This window comes from Flavobacteriales bacterium, assembly GCA_016124845.1.
Taxonomy (GTDB): Bacteria; Bacteroidota; Bacteroidia; order UBA10329; family UBA10329; genus UBA10329.
On the sequence record WGMW01000004.1, the window covers coordinates 23,143 to 39,463 of the forward strand.

At 48.7% G+C, this 16,321-nt stretch carries 15 protein-coding genes; 12 read left to right on the forward strand and 3 right to left on the reverse strand.

Annotation, left to right across the window (positions count from 1 at the left end; genetic code table 11):
• Window positions 1–63 precede the first annotated feature (63 nt).
• The 7 genes from GC178_01340 (at window position 64) to GC178_01370 (ending at window position 8,728) form a co-directional block, all read left to right on the forward strand.
• On the forward strand, window positions 64–990 hold the full coding sequence (locus GC178_01340) for a LysR family transcriptional regulator (GenBank protein ID MBI1286201.1): 927 nt from the start codon (window positions 64–66) through the stop codon (window positions 988–990).
• 24 nt (window positions 991–1,014) lie between these two features.
• Window positions 1,015–2,499 carry a hypothetical protein gene (locus GC178_01345; protein MBI1286202.1) on the forward strand — a complete coding sequence of 495 codons (1,485 nt, stop codon included), beginning with the start codon at window positions 1,015–1,017 and terminating at the stop codon, window positions 2,497–2,499.
• The gene (locus GC178_01350; protein ID MBI1286203.1) at window positions 2,399–3,913 is read left to right on the forward strand and encodes a family 1 glycosylhydrolase; all 1,515 of its coding nucleotides are present in this window, start codon (window positions 2,399–2,401) and stop codon (window positions 3,911–3,913) included. The genes GC178_01345 and GC178_01350 overlap by 101 nt, the downstream gene beginning before the upstream one ends.
• A 92-nt stretch (window positions 3,914–4,005) precedes the next feature.
• Window positions 4,006–5,307, forward strand: coding sequence for a carboxylesterase family protein (locus tag GC178_01355; protein ID MBI1286204.1), 1,302 nt, complete (start codon window positions 4,006–4,008; stop codon window positions 5,305–5,307).
• Between the two features lie 44 nt (window positions 5,308–5,351).
• On the forward strand, window positions 5,352–6,521 hold the full coding sequence (locus GC178_01360; protein ID MBI1286205.1) for a 1-deoxy-D-xylulose-5-phosphate reductoisomerase: 1,170 nt from the start codon (window positions 5,352–5,354) through the stop codon (window positions 6,519–6,521).
• Window positions 6,522–7,865, forward strand: coding sequence for an RIP metalloprotease RseP (gene rseP / locus GC178_01365; GenBank protein ID MBI1286206.1), 1,344 nt, complete (start codon window positions 6,522–6,524; stop codon window positions 7,863–7,865).
• Window positions 7,866–7,870: 5 nt separating this feature from the next.
• Window positions 7,871–8,728: a hypothetical protein gene (locus tag GC178_01370; protein ID MBI1286207.1), complete on the forward strand. Its 858-nt coding sequence runs from the start codon at window positions 7,871–7,873 to the stop codon at window positions 8,726–8,728.
• 95 nt (window positions 8,729–8,823) lie between these two features.
• On the opposite strand, the gene GC178_01375 is transcribed toward GC178_01370, so the two are convergent.
• The 3 genes from GC178_01375 to GC178_01385 form a co-directional block, all read right to left on the reverse strand.
• Window positions 8,824–9,435 carry a hypothetical protein gene (locus tag GC178_01375; GenBank protein MBI1286208.1) on the reverse strand — a complete coding sequence of 204 codons (612 nt, stop codon included), beginning with the start codon at window positions 9,433–9,435 and terminating at the stop codon, window positions 8,824–8,826.
• Window positions 9,435–10,244 (reverse strand): amidohydrolase, encoded by an 810-nt coding sequence (locus GC178_01380; protein ID MBI1286209.1) that lies wholly within the window; start codon window positions 10,242–10,244, stop codon window positions 9,435–9,437. Before GC178_01380 ends, GC178_01375 begins: the two co-directional genes overlap by 1 nt.
• A 162-nt stretch (window positions 10,245–10,406) precedes the next feature.
• On the reverse strand, window positions 10,407–11,561 hold the full coding sequence (locus tag GC178_01385) for an aminotransferase class I/II-fold pyridoxal phosphate-dependent enzyme (protein ID MBI1286210.1): 1,155 nt from the start codon (window positions 11,559–11,561) through the stop codon (window positions 10,407–10,409).
• A gap of 66 nt (window positions 11,562–11,627) precedes the next feature.
• Here GC178_01385 and GC178_01390 point away from each other — a divergent pair, with 66 nt between their 5' ends.
• The 5 genes from GC178_01390 (at window position 11,628) to GC178_01410 (ending at window position 16,307) form a co-directional block, all read left to right on the forward strand.
• Window positions 11,628–12,083 (forward strand): hypothetical protein, encoded by a 456-nt coding sequence (locus tag GC178_01390; GenBank protein ID MBI1286211.1) that lies wholly within the window; start codon window positions 11,628–11,630, stop codon window positions 12,081–12,083.
• A gap of 110 nt (window positions 12,084–12,193) precedes the next feature.
• Window positions 12,194–12,646, forward strand: a complete 453-nt coding sequence (locus GC178_01395) for a hypothetical protein (GenBank protein ID MBI1286212.1) — start codon at window positions 12,194–12,196, stop codon at window positions 12,644–12,646.
• Window positions 12,647–12,756: 110 nt separating this feature from the next.
• Window positions 12,757–14,094, forward strand: coding sequence for a Trk system potassium transporter TrkA (gene trkA, locus GC178_01400; GenBank protein ID MBI1286213.1), 1,338 nt, complete (start codon window positions 12,757–12,759; stop codon window positions 14,092–14,094).
• 234 nt (window positions 14,095–14,328) lie between these two features.
• Window positions 14,329–15,786: a TrkH family potassium uptake protein gene (locus tag GC178_01405; GenBank protein MBI1286214.1), complete on the forward strand. Its 1,458-nt coding sequence runs from the start codon at window positions 14,329–14,331 to the stop codon at window positions 15,784–15,786.
• Window positions 15,783–16,307, forward strand: a complete 525-nt coding sequence (locus GC178_01410; GenBank protein MBI1286215.1) for a DUF1905 domain-containing protein — start codon at window positions 15,783–15,785, stop codon at window positions 16,305–16,307. Before GC178_01405 ends, GC178_01410 begins: the two co-directional genes overlap by 4 nt.
• Window positions 16,308–16,321: the final 14 nt, after the last annotated feature.

Here is a 16,321-nt window from a genome sequence, read left to right on the forward strand (position 1 = left end):
ATTTGAGTCGTCTAAAACATAATTGAAAGTTTATTGTTTTTATCAAAATCATAAGCAATAATTATGAACTTCACTTTACATCAGTTACGTGTCTTTCAGAAGATCTGTGAAACCGGTAGCATCACCAAAGCTGCCAAGGAACTCTATCTCACGCAGCCTGCGGTCTCCATTCAACTGAAGAATCTGCAGGATCAATTCGATATTCCCCTGACCGAGCTGATCGGCCGGAAAATTCACGTCACCGATTTCGGACGGCAAATAGCCGAAGCGGCATCCAACATTCTCAAAGAGGTGGAAACGATCAATTATCAGACAATGATCCACAAGGGGCTGCTGGCCGGGAAACTCCGCATATCGGTGGTTTCTACTGGAAAATATGTGATGCCTTATTTCCTGACCGAATTTCTGCAACAGCATGATGGTGTGGAACTGGCCATGGATGTGACCAATAAATCGCAGGTGGTGGAAAGTTTGGAGAACAACGAGGTCGATTTTGCACTGGTGTCCATTTTGCCCGAGCATCTGGAACTGGATTCGGTTTCGCTGATGCCGAACATGCTTTACCTGGTCGGCAGCCAAGTTCCGCCCAACGCAAAAGCGGACGGTCCGAACAATTTTCAGCTGTTGAACGACATCCAACTCATTTACCGAGAGAACGGCTCTGGTACCCGATTTACCATGGAGAATTTTCTGAAAGCGAACGGGCTTTCGACCAAAAAGCAACTTGAGCTCACATCAAACGAAGCGGTAAAACAGGCCGTTCTGGCTGGTCTTGGTTATTCCATTATGCCACTCATCGGAATCAGGAATGAACTGAAAAACGGCACGTTGAAGATCATTCCGGTCAAAGGCCTGCCGCTACAGACCAACTGGCATTTGACCTGGCTCAAGCAGAAACGATTGTCACCGGTGGCCACCGCTTTTGTCAATTATCTGGAAACGAACAAAGACGAGATCATCCGATCGAAGTTTGAAGCATTGGCCGTGTAACATTTTTCGTTTTCCTTTAGCATCATGGGAATCCGCTCCATATTGGCCAAACCTTTAGCGTGGTGGACGCACCGCCAAACGGTTGCGTGGAGCAGCAAGCCCGTTGCAACACAACAGAAGGTTTTCGCAGAACTCATCTCAAAGGCCAAGGAAACTTCCTTCGGGAAAGACCACGATTTTCTGCGGATCCGGAACCATGAAGATTTTGTAAAACGCGTTCCTATTCGGGATTATGAGGAATTGAAACCCTATTTCGAACGAACGGCAAGCGGAGAAGAAAATGTGCTGTGGCCAGGAAAACCGCTCTATTTGGCCAAAACCAGCGGAACCACTTCGGGCGCTAAGTACATTCCGATAACTCGCGATAGCATTCCGAACCATTTGAACGGAGCCAAGAATGCATTGCTTAGTTACATCCACGAAACAGGAAATTCGCAGTTTTTGGATGGTAAACTGATATTTCTTTCGGGTTCGCCCGAACTGGAAAAGAAGAACGGCATTCATGTAGGGCGACTTTCTGGCATCAGCAACCATTTCGTTCCTGATTATCTGCGCACCAATCAAATGCCGAGTTACGAGACCAACTGTATCGAAGATTGGGAAACCAAGGTCGATGCCGTTGTGGAAGAAACATTGAAAGAACGCATGACGCTCATTTCGGGCATTCCAAGTTGGGTTCAGATGTATTTCGATAAGATTCAAGAACGCACAGGAAAGCAAGTGAAAGATGTGTTTCCTGATTTCTCCCTGTTCGTTTACGGAGGCGTGAACTTTGAACCTTATCGCGCCAAAATGGAAGCCAGCATCGGCAAGAAGATCGACAGCATTGAGCTGTTTCCGGCATCGGAAGGTTTCTTCGCGTATCAGGACAAACAGCATGAAAAAGGCATGCTGCTCATTCTCAATGCGGGCATTTTCTACGAGTTCGTTCCTGCGGATGAAGTTCACAACGAAAACCCAACACGCCTGACCATTGGCGAAGTGGAACTGGGCAAGAATTACGCGCTTATTGTGAGTAATAACGCTGGTCTGTGGGGCTACAATATTGGCGATATGGTTCAGTTCGTAAGCAAAGACCCTTACCGCGTGATCGTTTCAGGCCGCGTAAAGCATTTTACCTCCGCCTTTGGTGAGCACGTGATTGCCAAGGAAGTGGAAGCTGCGCTGAACAAGGCTTTGACGGAAAACGGTGGCGAGGTGATCGACTTTCATGTGGCACCACAGGTCAACCCCGCCTCAGGCGGGTTGCCATACCATGAGTGGTTCATCAGCTTCGCGAAGCGCCCTGAAAACATGGAGCAATTCGCTTCAACTATCGATAAGGAATTACAGGAACAGAACATCTACTACAAAGATCTGATTTCGGGGAATATTCTCCGACCAGCGGTAATTACCGAAGTCGCTGAAGATGCGTTCATCAACTACGCACGTTCGCAAGGAAAATTGGGCGGGCAGTTCAAATTGCCACGCTTGGCGAATGATAGAAACGTGGCGGATCAGCTTACTTGATCATTCCTATTTTCGGAGTATGAAAACAACCGTCCGAATCCTCGCCTTCCTCGTCCTTCTTTACCTCATCCCGACCGCTTACCTCAATTTCAAAGAACCCGTGGAGCATTGGGATTGGGACAAGATTGACCTGAGCGACATTTCGTTCCCTGATAATTTCATTTGGGGCGTTTCGTCAGCAGCGCATCAGGTGGAAGGAAACCACACCACCAACAATTGGGCGGACTGGGAAAAGCAAGTGGACGAAGATGGAAATCCACGCATAGCGCGAGGTGAAAAATGTGGCCTCGCATGCGACCACTGGAACCGCTATCCCGAAGACATCAAACTGATGCAGGAACTGGGCGTTTCAAGCTATCGTTTCTCTGTTTCGTGGAGCAAGATCATGCCTGAAGAAGGCAAGGTTGATACAGCCGCACTTCAACATTATTCTGATATGGTCGATAGCCTTTTGGCAGCTGGAATTGAGCCGATGATCACGCTGCATCACTTCTGTCACCCAATGTGGTTCGAGGAAAAAGGAGCGTTCGAAAAGGAGGAGAACATTCAGGATTTCGTGGATTTCTCGGCCATCGTTTTCAAGGCACTTCACGAACGGGTGAAGTATTGGTGTACGCTCAATGAGCCAGCTGTTTTCGTCATCGCGGCCTACTTCGATGGCAATTTCCCGCCAGGAAAACAAGACCCGAAATTGGCCGCAGAGGTGTTGAAGAACATGTACCTCGCTCACGTTAAGGTTTATGAGAAATTGAAGAGTATCCCTCGCGGAGAACGCGCCATGATCGGCATTGTGAAGAACATGCACCAGATTGACCCGATGAACGATTGGAATCTCTTTGACAGGTTGCTTTCACGAACCGTGAACCAAGGTTTCAACGGCTCGTTCATCGGCACATTCACCAAAGGTGTTTACCGTTTCAGTTTCCCAACATTGGTTGATCTGAAAGCAGACATTCCGAACGCGCCTTACACGCTCGATTTCGTTGGATTGAATTACTACAGTCACAACGCCATGGATTTCTCACTGAACTTGGATGAAGCGCTGAAAACCCGCATGTACCCCAACGAAACCCCGACCGACATGGATTACACCATGTACCCCGAAGGTTTTTACCGAGCCATCAAGGAGATTTCGGCTCTCAATCGTCCAATAATTATCACAGAAAATGGCGTGGCCGATGCGGATGATGACATCCGTGGCGAGTTCATCAGAAAGTATCTCTATGCTGTTTCGAAGGCGATAAAAGATGGGTATAATGTGCGCGGCTATTACTACTGGTCGCTGATGGACAACTTTGAGTGGGACCTCGGTTATGATGAACGTTTCGGGTTGTACGAAGTGAATTTCGACACGCAGGAACGCACGCTTCGCGAAGGTTCAAAAGAATATCAGCGGATTGTGAAAGCGAATTAACCTCGTCATGCTGAACTTGTTTCAGCATCTACTGGAGACCCTGAAACAAGTTCAGGGTGACGGACGAGAGACGTTGACTCGTAAATTCGACCATGCGAAACCCATTTTTCGTTTTTCCTTTTCTCTTTTTTCTGACCATCGGCAACGCATTTGGTCAATCCCAGCATTGCCTTGCCGACCGCTACGCGCAAGATGCGCTTTTCGATAGTTCAGAAATTCAGATCACGCCAGATGTGCATTTCGCCACTTCCATGCGTTGGCCAAGTGCAACCATGGACAGTTTGCGGATGGATATTTACATGCCCGACCCGAACATCGATCCAGTTCAATCGCGACCACTGATCGTGATGACGCATGGCGGTGCGTTTTTAGCTGGCGACCGAACCGACATGGCCCCTTACGCCATGGAGATGGCAAGGCGCGGTTTCGTTACGGCCACCATCTCGTACCGTTTGGGCTGGAACTGTTCGGCAACCGATGTTTTCGGTCCGTGCATCAGTTGCCAGTCGGAAGCGTGGCGGTTGAAAGCCGCTGCTTATCGTGCGGTGCAGGACAACCGCGCGGCCATCCGCCATTTGGTGCATAATGCCGCAGACCTCGGCATCGATACTTCGTACATTTTCCTGCAAGGCGAAAGTGCGGGCTCCATCACTTCGTTGAAATCCGCGTTTTGGGATCAATCCGAAGGTGAAGCGTTCTGCACCACCTGTTTGGATGACCTCGGCATGTTGGACACGGCAGGAAACGACCTGACGGAAACATTCACCATCAAAGGCGTGATCAACAACTGTGGCGGCATTGCCAACGTGAACCAAGGCGTGATGGACGGACAGGATATTCCCGTGATCGGATTTCATACCGAATGGGATTGCGTGGTGCCATATCAGAGCGGTTCCGTGCTGAACTGCGCCCCAGCCAATTGCGGTGCGTTTTTCTGGGTCACGGGCTCCGATTACATCCGCGCGCGGCTCAATCAGAATGGCATTTGCTACAACATGAACCGCTACTTGGCCAACATCAACCATTGCGATTATCCGTTCGGTGCCATCGTGGGAAAATCGAGCTGTTTCCTGAAAAGTATTCTGTGCGAAAACTGCACGTCATCGGTCACCGATCAGATATGGGATATTCCCGATTGCTCTGCTGGCGGTTTTGTTTCCATTCAAGAAAAGGAAGCCACAAAATGGGTTCAGTTGAACGGAAACAGATTGATCTTCGAACCTGAAGCCACGATTACTTCCATTCAGGTTTTTGACGTTTCCATGCGATTGTTGATGAGCATTTCTGCAAACAGCTCCATCGTAGAACTTCCGTCAACGCTGCGCGGATGCATGTTCGTAAGGATCGATGCGGAAAACCGCACCACGGAGATGTTGAAGTGGTGTAATTTCTAACTCTTGCCCATCCTACCAATTGAGGTACTTTTGCGGCTTCGCGAATGAGTGACAACAAGACAGATAAACGGCACATCGCCATCCTTGGCTCCACCGGTTCTATTGGAACACAGGCGCTGGAGGTTTTGGAGGCAAATCCTGAGGTTTTTGAGTTAGAGGTGCTAACTGCGCATAGCAGTGCTGAACTTCTGATAGAGCAAGCGCTCAAATTCAAACCTAATTGCGTGGTCATTGGCGATGAAAGCCAATTCAAGAAGGTGCAGGACGCACTTTTCGATGAGGGCATCAAGGTGTATGCTGGCGCGGACAGTCTGGCGCAGGTGGTGCAGATGGAAGACATCGATATTGTGCTTACTGCGTTGGTCGGTTATGCAGGATTGCGCCCTACATTGGCGGCAATTGACGCAGGAAAACACATCGCGTTAGCCAACAAGGAAACGCTTGTTGTGGCTGGCGAAATCGTAACCGACCTCGCTCGGAAAAAGGGCGTAAACATCTATCCTGTCGATAGTGAGCATTCGGCCATTTTCCAATGTTTGGTAGGTGAGTTTCACAATCCGATCGAAAAGATCTATCTGACGGCTTCTGGTGGTCCGTTCCGTGGACAGAAACGTGAACAATTGGCGGCTGTGACCAAAGCTCAGGCCCTCAAACACCCGAATTGGGACATGGGTGCCAAGATCACCATCGACAGTGCTTCGATGATGAACAAAGGCTTGGAAGTGATCGAAGCAAAATGGCTGTTCGGGCTGAAGAATGAGCAGATCGATGTGATTGTGCATCCGCAAAGCATCATCCACAGCATTGTTCAGTTTGAGGACGGTAGCATGAAAGCGCAGATGGGTTTGCCGGACATGAAGCTTCCGATCCAGTTTGCGCTCGGCTATCCGAACCGATTGAAGTCGGATTTTCCTCGTTTCAACTTCTTGAATTACCCGCAACTCACGTTTGAGAAGGCGGACACGGAAACCTTCCGCAACTTGGCATTGGCGTTTGAGGCGCTGAACCAAGGTGGAAATCAACCCTGCATTCTCAACGCGGCCAATGAAATTGCTGTTGATGCGTTCCTGAAAGACCGCATCGGCTTCCTCGAAATGTCAGACATCATCGAACAATCGATGCAACGCGTGTCTTTCATAAAAAAACCTAACTATGACGACTATGTGGCAACAGATGCGGAAACTCGCGTGTTGGCACTCGAAATGATCAACTAAATGGATATACTCATCAAGGCGGGACAGCTCCTGCTCAGTCTCACCATCCTTGTCACACTTCACGAGCTCGGGCACTTCATCCCAGCACGGCTTTTCGGCACACGTGTCAAGAAATTCTACCTGTTCTTCGACTTCCTTTTTCCGCTTCCGAACGTGCTCAACTTCTCGCTTTTCAAGATAAAGCGTGGCGAAACTGAGTACGGAATCGGTTGGTTCCCAATGGGCGGCTACGTGCAAATTGACGGCATGGTGGACGAAAGCATGGACACAGAAGCGTTGAAGGAAGAACCAAAGCCATGGGAGTTCCGCAGCAAACCAGCTTGGCAACGATTGATCATCATGCTTGGTGGAGTGACGGTAAATCTGATCCTCGGATTCCTCATTTACAGCATGGTGCTGTTCACTTGGGGTAAGGAGAAATTGCCGCTTGCCAACATGGATTATGGCGTTTACGCAGACTCTACACTCCACAAATACGGCATTGCGGATGGTGATAAGATCCTTGGTCTCAATGATACGAGCGTGCATTACTTCGAACAGCTTGGGAAGGCGGTTCTGATCCATGGCGCACGGACCATTGAGATTGAGCATAATGGTAAGAAAGAGATGGTCGCACTTCCGGCAGACATCGAGAAAGAACTGCTTGGAAATGGAACCAAAAGTCTGTTCATGCCACGCTATCCGTTCGAGGTGGACAGCGTCCTACCCGGTGATCTGGCCATGCAGGCAGGGTTCAAAAAAGGCGACCGCATTATTCGTGTTGATACCACTTCAACGCCTGGTTTCTTTGAGGGATTGAAAGCCATTAAGGCAAATACCGGGAAAGAAATCAACGTAGTTGTACTGCGTGACGGAGAGGAAAAAACACTCACAACCAAAGTGAGTGATGAAGGCCGCATCGGTATTCAGCTTTGCATGGTGAACGACTTCCTGAAAACGGAAACCTACCGTTACACGTTCTTCGAATCAATTCCTGCCGGGTTTGTGGAGACGGGAAATGTGCTGAACGGATATGTTTCAAGCCTTAAGCTGCTTTTCTCAAAAGAAGGTGCTTCGCAGATCGGTGGTTTCGGCTCCATTGGAAGCATGTTCCCTTCCACTTGGGATTGGCATTCGTTCTGGTCGATGACCGCATTTCTCTCGCTGGTGCTGGCCATCATGAACGTACTTCCGATACCTGCTTTGGATGGTGGCCACGTGGTATTCCTGCTCTACGAGATGGTGGTGGGCAAAAAGCCGAGCGACAAGTTCATGGAGTACACCCAAACCGTTGGAATGATCCTGTTGCTTACCTTGCTGTTGCTCGCCAACGGCAACGACATCTACAAGTTCTTCCTCAAATAGACCGAATGCGTTTTCTGGTTCTTGCTTTCCTTCTCTTTCCGCTGTTCGGGATTTCCCAAACAGACATGTTCGGAGATGAAAAAGTGACAAAAACGGACCAAGACGTTTACGCAGAAGGAACGAAGGAAGAAGCCAAGATCCTGATCATTCCGTTTGAGGAAAAGCTGTTCTACTGCGACATTATGCGTGACCTGACCGAGGTGAACCAAATGACGCAGCTGGAAATTTTCAATCGCTTGCGAAATGAGATCCAATTGAGTTTGCAGGCTGCGCTGAAAGACAGCATGGAAACGGCCACGTTCCTGAATACCGACAGCATTACGGATGAAGACCTCATTGACATTTACGAGGTTCTTGGCTACAAGTATGTTCCCGTTCCGGTTGAAGAGAAAGATGAGAAATCAGGGAAAACAAAAAAGAAAACGGTTCAGCCGCCAGCACCCCAAAAGGAAGTGGGCATCCGTAACGGACATGTAGTTGCTGAGCGCGATGCAACCGAGCGTTATATGAACGCCCAGCTGAAAAACTACGCTGTTCTCAATCGGTTTTACTCCAATTATGGACTGAACCGCTTTCTGTTCATCAACCAGATGGATGTGAAAATGGACCTCTCCGATCCCGAAACCGCTTTTATTGATCCGAAACGCATGGTAGCCATCCACTACACTATTATGGACAAAGATGGGAAACAGATTAGCGGTGGATTGGCCTCGGAGCATTTCCCAGGAACGGAAAGCCGCCTCAACTACATCATCGGCAGCACATTCTACAAGCTGTCTACAGAGGTTTTAAAATCGCTGGTCAAAGCGGAGAAGAAGGAAGAAGAAGCGGAGGAAAATCGCCAATCGAAAACGAAGGACTGATTTGTCATGCCGAGCAAAGCTTGCGTAGCCGAGACATCTAACTCTATGGGCTAAGATTTCTCCGCTCCCTTCGGTCGATCGAAATGACAGAAGCCTTATGGAATCAACACCGTTCCCGTCAGGATCAACACTCCAAGCACAAAACCAACATACACCTGAAGAGGTGTGTGGGCATTCAGTTTCAAACGTGCAAAACCGACCAATCCGCTCAGAACGGTAAGCGCCATCACCAGCGGCACCACATCCACTTGGTAACGCAGCGCCAAACCGATGATCGTTCCCACAATGCCGCCCATGCCGAGCATGTGGATGCTCACTTTCCATTTCAGGTTGATGACAAATGCGATTGCTACCGAAAGCGCGGCACCAAGGATCAAATCCAAAAACAGGCTCGGAACAGGAACGCGGGAGAAAATGTAGAACGTGCTGAGATGAAAGACGATGATGCTCAGGAATGGCAACGACCGCTCTTTGGCCGTGTGCATGTGCAACGATTCGATCAACCCGCTGCGCAGAAAGTAATAGAACACGCTCATCGGAAAGATCACCGTGTTCAGTAGCGTGATGATGAAAATGGATTTCCACACATCCAGCGGAACCGCGTATGTGATGTAGGTGTTGGCGTGATAGAGAATGACCAACGAGTAGATCGGAACGAAAATGGGTTGGAAAATGATGGACAGCGCCATCGCGAAGTTTCTTTCCATCACAGTTTCAGTTCAAATTCATCAGCATCATCCAACGGGCGGAACTTAGCGCGAAAATCGTCCAGGTCCGTTTTGGAAAGTGCAATCGTTTCGATGGCCGCTTCTCCCACTTCAAATGAGCAAAGAATCTCGCCTTTCGGGCTTACCACCAACGAACTTCCATCGTATTCAATTCCTTTTCCGTCCGTACCAACGCGGTTCACACCAACTACATAACATTGGTTTTCGTGCGCCCGCGCCACCAGCAAACTTCTCCATGCTGAAGAACGCACAGCAGGCCAATTGGCCACGTAGATCAACACGTCATACATGTCCGATTTCAAGTTTCTGCTGAAAACAGGAAAACGCAGATCGTAGCACACCTGTGGCATCACTCGCCAACCGTTCGGGCCATCTATCAGAACGCGCTGTTTCCCTGCGGTGAAGAACTTGTCTTCATCTGCAAAACTGAACCGATGCCGCTTGTCATACCATGTAAAACTACGGTCGGGATTTGCCCATAGCATGCGGTTGTAAAACTTCCCACCAGAACCGCCTGTAGTGCATTCTTCACGAATGATGACGCTGCCAGTGATTGTTGCATCCAATTCGGTGGAAAGGTCACGGACCCAAGCTACAGTTCTGCCATCCATCGGTTCGGCCAATTGACGGACATTCATGGTAAAACCTGTGGTGAACATTTCGGGCAGCACGATCAGATCGGTCTGGCGTTTGAGCGGACGAAGTTTCTCCTCCCAGAATTTTAGGTTGGCCGCTTTGTCTTCCCAAACCAGCGGTTGCTGGCAAACGGTTACGCGTAGATCATTCATTTGAGGAAAGATTTGATTGAAAAAGACCTCCCCCAACCCCTCCTATCAAGGAGGGGAGCCATGATTCTTCGCAGAGCTCAGATGTACCCACCAATTCTCCCCCATGAAAGGGGGAGTGTCCGCCCGAGGCGGACGAGGGGGTCGTTTCAAACCATCGCTGGCTCATAATTTAACCAGTTTTTCTGCCGCTTTCTCCAAGGTTTCGTCCTCTTTCGCAAAGCAGAAACGGAGAAAATGGTCGTCATTTTTCTCGTGATAGAACACAGAAACGGGAATGGATGCCACCCCGAACTCCTTGGTCATTCGCACCGCGTATTCGGTGTCTTTTTCGTCTGATATTTTGGAATAGTCCAACAACTGAAAGTAGGTTCCTTCACTTGGCCTGATCTTGAAACGCGAACCTGAAAGCAGCTGCACAAAACGGTCGCGTTTTTCCTGATAGAAACTACCGAGTTCCAGATAATGTTCGCGGTCGTTGAGGAACTCGGCCAGCGCGTGTTGCGCAGGCGTGTTCACCGAAAACACATTGAACTGATGCACCTTCCTGAACTCTGTCATCAGCTCCTTCGGTGCCAACACATGGCCGATCTTCCAACCCGTGTTATGATACGTTTTCCCGAAAGATGAAACGATGATGGAACGCTCCGCCAGCTTCGGATAGCGCGCCACGCTCTGATGTTCCAACCCATCGAAAATGATGTGCTCATACACCTCATCGCTCAAGATGATGATGTCGGTGTTGTCCGTAAGCTTTTGCAGCTTGAGCATGTCGGCCGCACTCATCACGCGCCCCGAAGGGTTGTGAGGCGTGTTGATGATGATCATCCGCGTACGCTGATTGATAAGGCGTTTTACTTTTTCCCAATCGATCAGTTCGCCCGAAAGGTTCATCTGAATGTACATGGCCTTGCCGCCATGGATCTCGATGGCTGGCACATAGCAATCGTATGCTGGCTCAAAAATGATGACCTCATCGCCTTCGTTGATGAAGGCCGAGATGGCCGTGTAAATGGCCTGCGTGGCACCAGCCGTAATGTTGATCTCCGTTTCGGGATCGTACTTGGCCGAATAGAGCTCTTCCACTTTCTCCGCCAACTTTTCGCGGAGCGAAATCACGCCCTGCATGGGCGAATACTGATTGAACCCTTTCAGCATGTACTGATGCGTGAGCTCGACCAATCGTTTCGGGATGCTGAAATCAGGAAATCCTTGCGAGAGATTGATGGCACCTGTTTCGCGCGCCAGACCGCTCATCACCGTAAAAATGGTAGTGCCTTGCTGCGGCAATTTCGAACGGACAACGCCAGGGAATTTCATAGGGGCGAAGTTAACGATGTATGATATTCACAATCGAGATTAACTTAGAGGAACCATAATCTCGAAATGAAAAAACACGGTTATATACTCCTTTTGGTTCCGCTCTACTTTGGATGCAACGAGGACAACCCGCTTCCAGATGTCATCTCTTTGGATTCCTTAAAGCAAACTGAGTTTGTGCTTACGATCGAACAACCTGTTGACCTTCAAAAAACGCAGATCTATTGTTCCACTGGGGAATATGCTTGGAACCAAGTAAAACAGATAATAAATCGACCATTGACAATACCTGAAGCTCATAGTCAGTTGATGTGGTTGAACGAGGCCACCTCTTTTGAGAATTCAATCTCAGATAATGAAATTGACGTTGCAGCCACGGTTGATGAAACCTTAATTTCTGTAACAGCGGTATTCAAGAAGTCACTACCGTTTGCCAAGAAGTTCAAGCGCAACCATTCAGAGCTTGTATTCAAAAACACGGTTGTTGAATCGTTGGGGGCTATGGTTATGATGAGGAATTAATAGATCAAGTCCAGATTCTTTATTACCTAAATGATAATGACTTTGCGGTAAGGTTAAAGCCGAAATCTTCCGCCCATGAGATACTACTTTTTACCTCCACCGCACCTGAAGTGAAATCAATTCGAGATTTGTATTCCTTTTATCAAGCTAAGATTTCAGATAAAGAATCCACACATAAAATGGAACCTTGGAAATTGCTTTTCCTTGAATCAGACCTGCTTAATATTCCGGTTGTCGAATTCAATTTGGATAAAAACTTCGACAACCTAATCGGAAATCGATTTAGTGCGGACACCGATACATTTCAAATTGACAAGGCGTATCAAAGAATTGGATTGCGATTGGATGAAGAAGGTGCTGAAGTTGAAAGCGTGGTTGAATATGGAGTTGCCACCGAAGAAGCTCCTGCTCAAATAGAAAAGCCAACCCCAAAGCATTTAATCTTCGACTCACCATTCTTGCTTGTTATGAAAAGGGTTGATAGCGCAAACCCTTATCTTGTAGTGTGGATTGAGAACACTGAACTCTTAAAACCCACAGTTAATGGTGGGAAAGTTGGGTGATTTGCATTTGAACACTGCAGGCCGATGGCGTTTCTGCTAATCCTACGTTTTTGATCACGCGAATCGCGTAGTTAATGCTGTGGCTTATACCTTTGCACCACATTTCAACCATGCGAATAATCATTGCAGGGGCAGGAGATGTGGGTTTTCACCTCGCAAAGCTGCTCACACAGGAGAATCAGGACATTGCCCTGATCGATACAGATGCCGATAAACTGAAATATGCGGCCGACCACTTGGATATTTCCACCATCCGTGGGAACTCCATCTCTTACACCATTTTGGAGGAGGCGAACGTTTTCAAGGCCGATCTGGTGATCGCGGCCACCAACTCGGAAGAGGCCAACATCAGCACGTGCATCATTGCCAAACATCTGGGTGCCAAACGGACCATTGCCCGCGTTCGGAACACGGAGTTTCTACTGAAAAAGGAGAAACTCGACCTGGAAGAACTTGGCATTGACGAGATCATCAGCACCGAAACGCTGGCAGCACGCGAGATAAAACGACTGTTGAAAGAAGTAGCGTTCACCGACTCGTATGAGTTCGACCGCGGATTGCTGAACCTGGCAGGAATCTCCATTGAAGAGACCAGTCCGCTGGCTGGAAAAACGGTTTCGGAAGCCGCTTATCTGAACCCTGAAAATAATTTTTTGACCGTTGCCATTCTACGTAAGAATGAGACCATCATTCCGCGTGGCGATGTGAGTTTCCACGTGGGCGATCACGTGTATTTCATTGCGCAGCAAGATGCCATGGAGCATATTCTCTCGCTATCGGGCAAGGAGCGCAGACGCATTAAGAACGTGATGGTGATAGGTGGCAACGAGGTGGGAATGCACACGGCCAAGAAACTCAGTCTGAAGTTCAATGTGAAGTTGATAGAAGCGGACAAGGACCGCTGTTTTGAACTGGCCGATCAGCTGCAAGGCACGCTGGTGATCAACGGAGATGGAAGCGATGTGGAACTGCTTCAAGAGGAAGGTATCGATCAGATGGATGCGTTCATTGCCGTGACCGATAACTCTGAGACCAACATCATCTCGTGCCTCGTGGCCAAGAACCACGGTGTACGTAAGACCATTGCGCTGGTGGAGAACATGGATTACATCCACCTTTCGCAGAACATCGGTGTCGACACCATGATCAACAAAAAACTGATTGCGGCCAATTTCATTTTCCGCCACATTCGTAAGGGCGAAGTGCTTTCGCTCACCAGTCTGCATGGCGTGGATGCGGAAGTTGTGGAGTTCGAGGTCAGCGAAAAATCGCAGTTGGTTGGCAAAGTGCTCAAGGGCATCAACTTCCCAAAGTCGGCCATTGTGGGCGGTGTCATCCGCCACGGAAAAAGCTTTACTCCGAACGGAGATTTCGTCTTCGAGCCATTGGATCACGTGGTGGTGGTTTCACGCCCAACCTGCATCCACAAGGTCGAAAGCTATTTTTGATCTGATAATTCGCCTGTATTCACAAACAACATGAATAAGCCACAGATGCACAGATTTTCACAGAACAAACGCAGATGATCTGTGAAAAAATCAGTGTTCATCCGTGGCTCAAAAAATATCTATTCCACTATTTACAGTCGTAATTTTTAAAGCTGAAAATTGAAACATGAAGTATAAAATGACCATTTGGTCGGTCCGTTTTTCCTTTTTCCAGTTTCTAATTTCCTCTTTGAGATGAACAACAACTACCGTGTAGTTCTTCATGTACTGGGTCTGCTGCTGGTCTTCAACGGACTGTTCATGGTCCTTTGTCTTCCTGCTTCGCTCTATTACAATGCGCACGATCTTGTTCCCATCGGTTTTTCGGCCTGCGCAACGCTTGGTACTGGACTGCTGACGTGGGCCTTGACCCGCTCTCAGGAGAAACCGAACATCCGCAAGCGCGAAGGTTTCCTTATTGTATCATTCGGTTGGTTGGTAATGTCGCTTTCGGGTACGCTTCCTTATGTGATGAGCGGCAGCGTGCCACACTTTACCGATGCGTTCTTCGAAACCATGTCGGGTTACACCACAACGGGCGCGTCCATCATCAACGACCTTGATATCATTCCGCGCGACATTCTGCTTTGGCGAAGCATGACGCAGTGGATCGGTGGAATGGGAATTATTGTGCTGGCCGTGGCCATTCTTCCCGTGTTGGGAATTGGTGGCATGCAGCTTTTTGTGGCCGAATCACCTGGCCTGAAGCCTGATAAATTGGCACCGAAGATCCGCGATACTGCCAAGAGACTGTGGTTGGTCTATTTGGGATTGACGGTTGCTGAATTCATTGCGCTGAAAGTTGCAGGCATGGGTTGGTTTGATTCGCTGAACCACGCACTGACAACCATGGCCACAGGTGGATTTTCGACTTACAACAGCAGTGCTGCCGAATTTTCGCCAGCCATTCAATATGTCATCATCGTATTCATGTTCTTGGCAGGAACAAGCTTTACGTTGACCTATTTCGGAATAACAGGTCAGATAAAGAAGGTCATTGAAAATGAAGAATTCAGGTACTATGCGGGCATTACCGCTCTCGTATCGATTGCGGCTACCGTTGTGGTGGCCAACGTGATCGATGAAGGCGTTGAAAAGGCGTTCCGCGATTCGCTGTTTCAGGTCGTTTCTCTTATCACAACCACAGGTTTCGTATCGGCCGATTACACCAGTTGGACTCCATTTCTGACCATCGTATTCTTCATGCTGCTGTTCATTGGTGGTTCGGCAGGTTCCACAGCAGGTGGTGTAAAAGTGGTGCGCCACATCATTCTTTTCAAGAACAGTTTCTTGGAACTGAAGCGTCAATTGCACCCTTCTGCCATCATTCCTGTGCGGTTGAACAAACGGGCGGTGGAACAGTCCATAACCTACAACGTGGTGGCATTCATCATGATGTACATTCTCATTTTCGCCATTGGCTCCATTATCATCACAACACTTGGAGTTGACCTCGACACCGCCATGGGAGCTGTGGCCACATCGCTCGGTAACGTGGGTCCTGGCATCGGCCATGTTGGCCCTACAGATAATTTTTCGTGGCTTTCTTCGGGTGCCAAGTGGTTATTGTCCATTCTCATGCTCATCGGTCGTTTGGAACTGTTCACCGTACTTATTCTCTTCACTCCTTATTTTTGGAGGAAGCACGGATGAGATTCACAACACAACTTGCCAAAGACGACAATTCGGACCTGTACCATTGGTTCTTTTCGGTGCCGAACGAGATTGCCGTGCAGTTGATCGAAGGCAACGACCGAAGGGTTGTTACCACGGTGAACGGAGCGGTCAAATATCATTGCGCCATTTATGGCGATGGCATGGGCGGGCATCGCATTCTGCTGAACAGCGAACGCGTGAAAAAACTCGGTCTGGTGCGTGGCGAAACGATTTCCGTTGAACTGGAAAAAGACCGTTCGGAATACGGTGTGCCGATGAGTGAGGAGCTTCGCGAAGTGCTGGATCAGAACCCAGAAGCGGACGAGCTTTTCCACAAACTGACCAAAGGCACGCAGCGCACCTTGATCTACTGGAGCGACAATGTGAAGAGTTCGGAGATCAAGATCAGACGCGCCATCGTCATGACCGACCATTTGGTGACGCAAAACGGCAAACCCGATTTCAAACTGCTGAACGTGGCGATCAAAGAGGCCAATCAGGCGGCCAAACGTGGTTGACCGATTAATGTAGT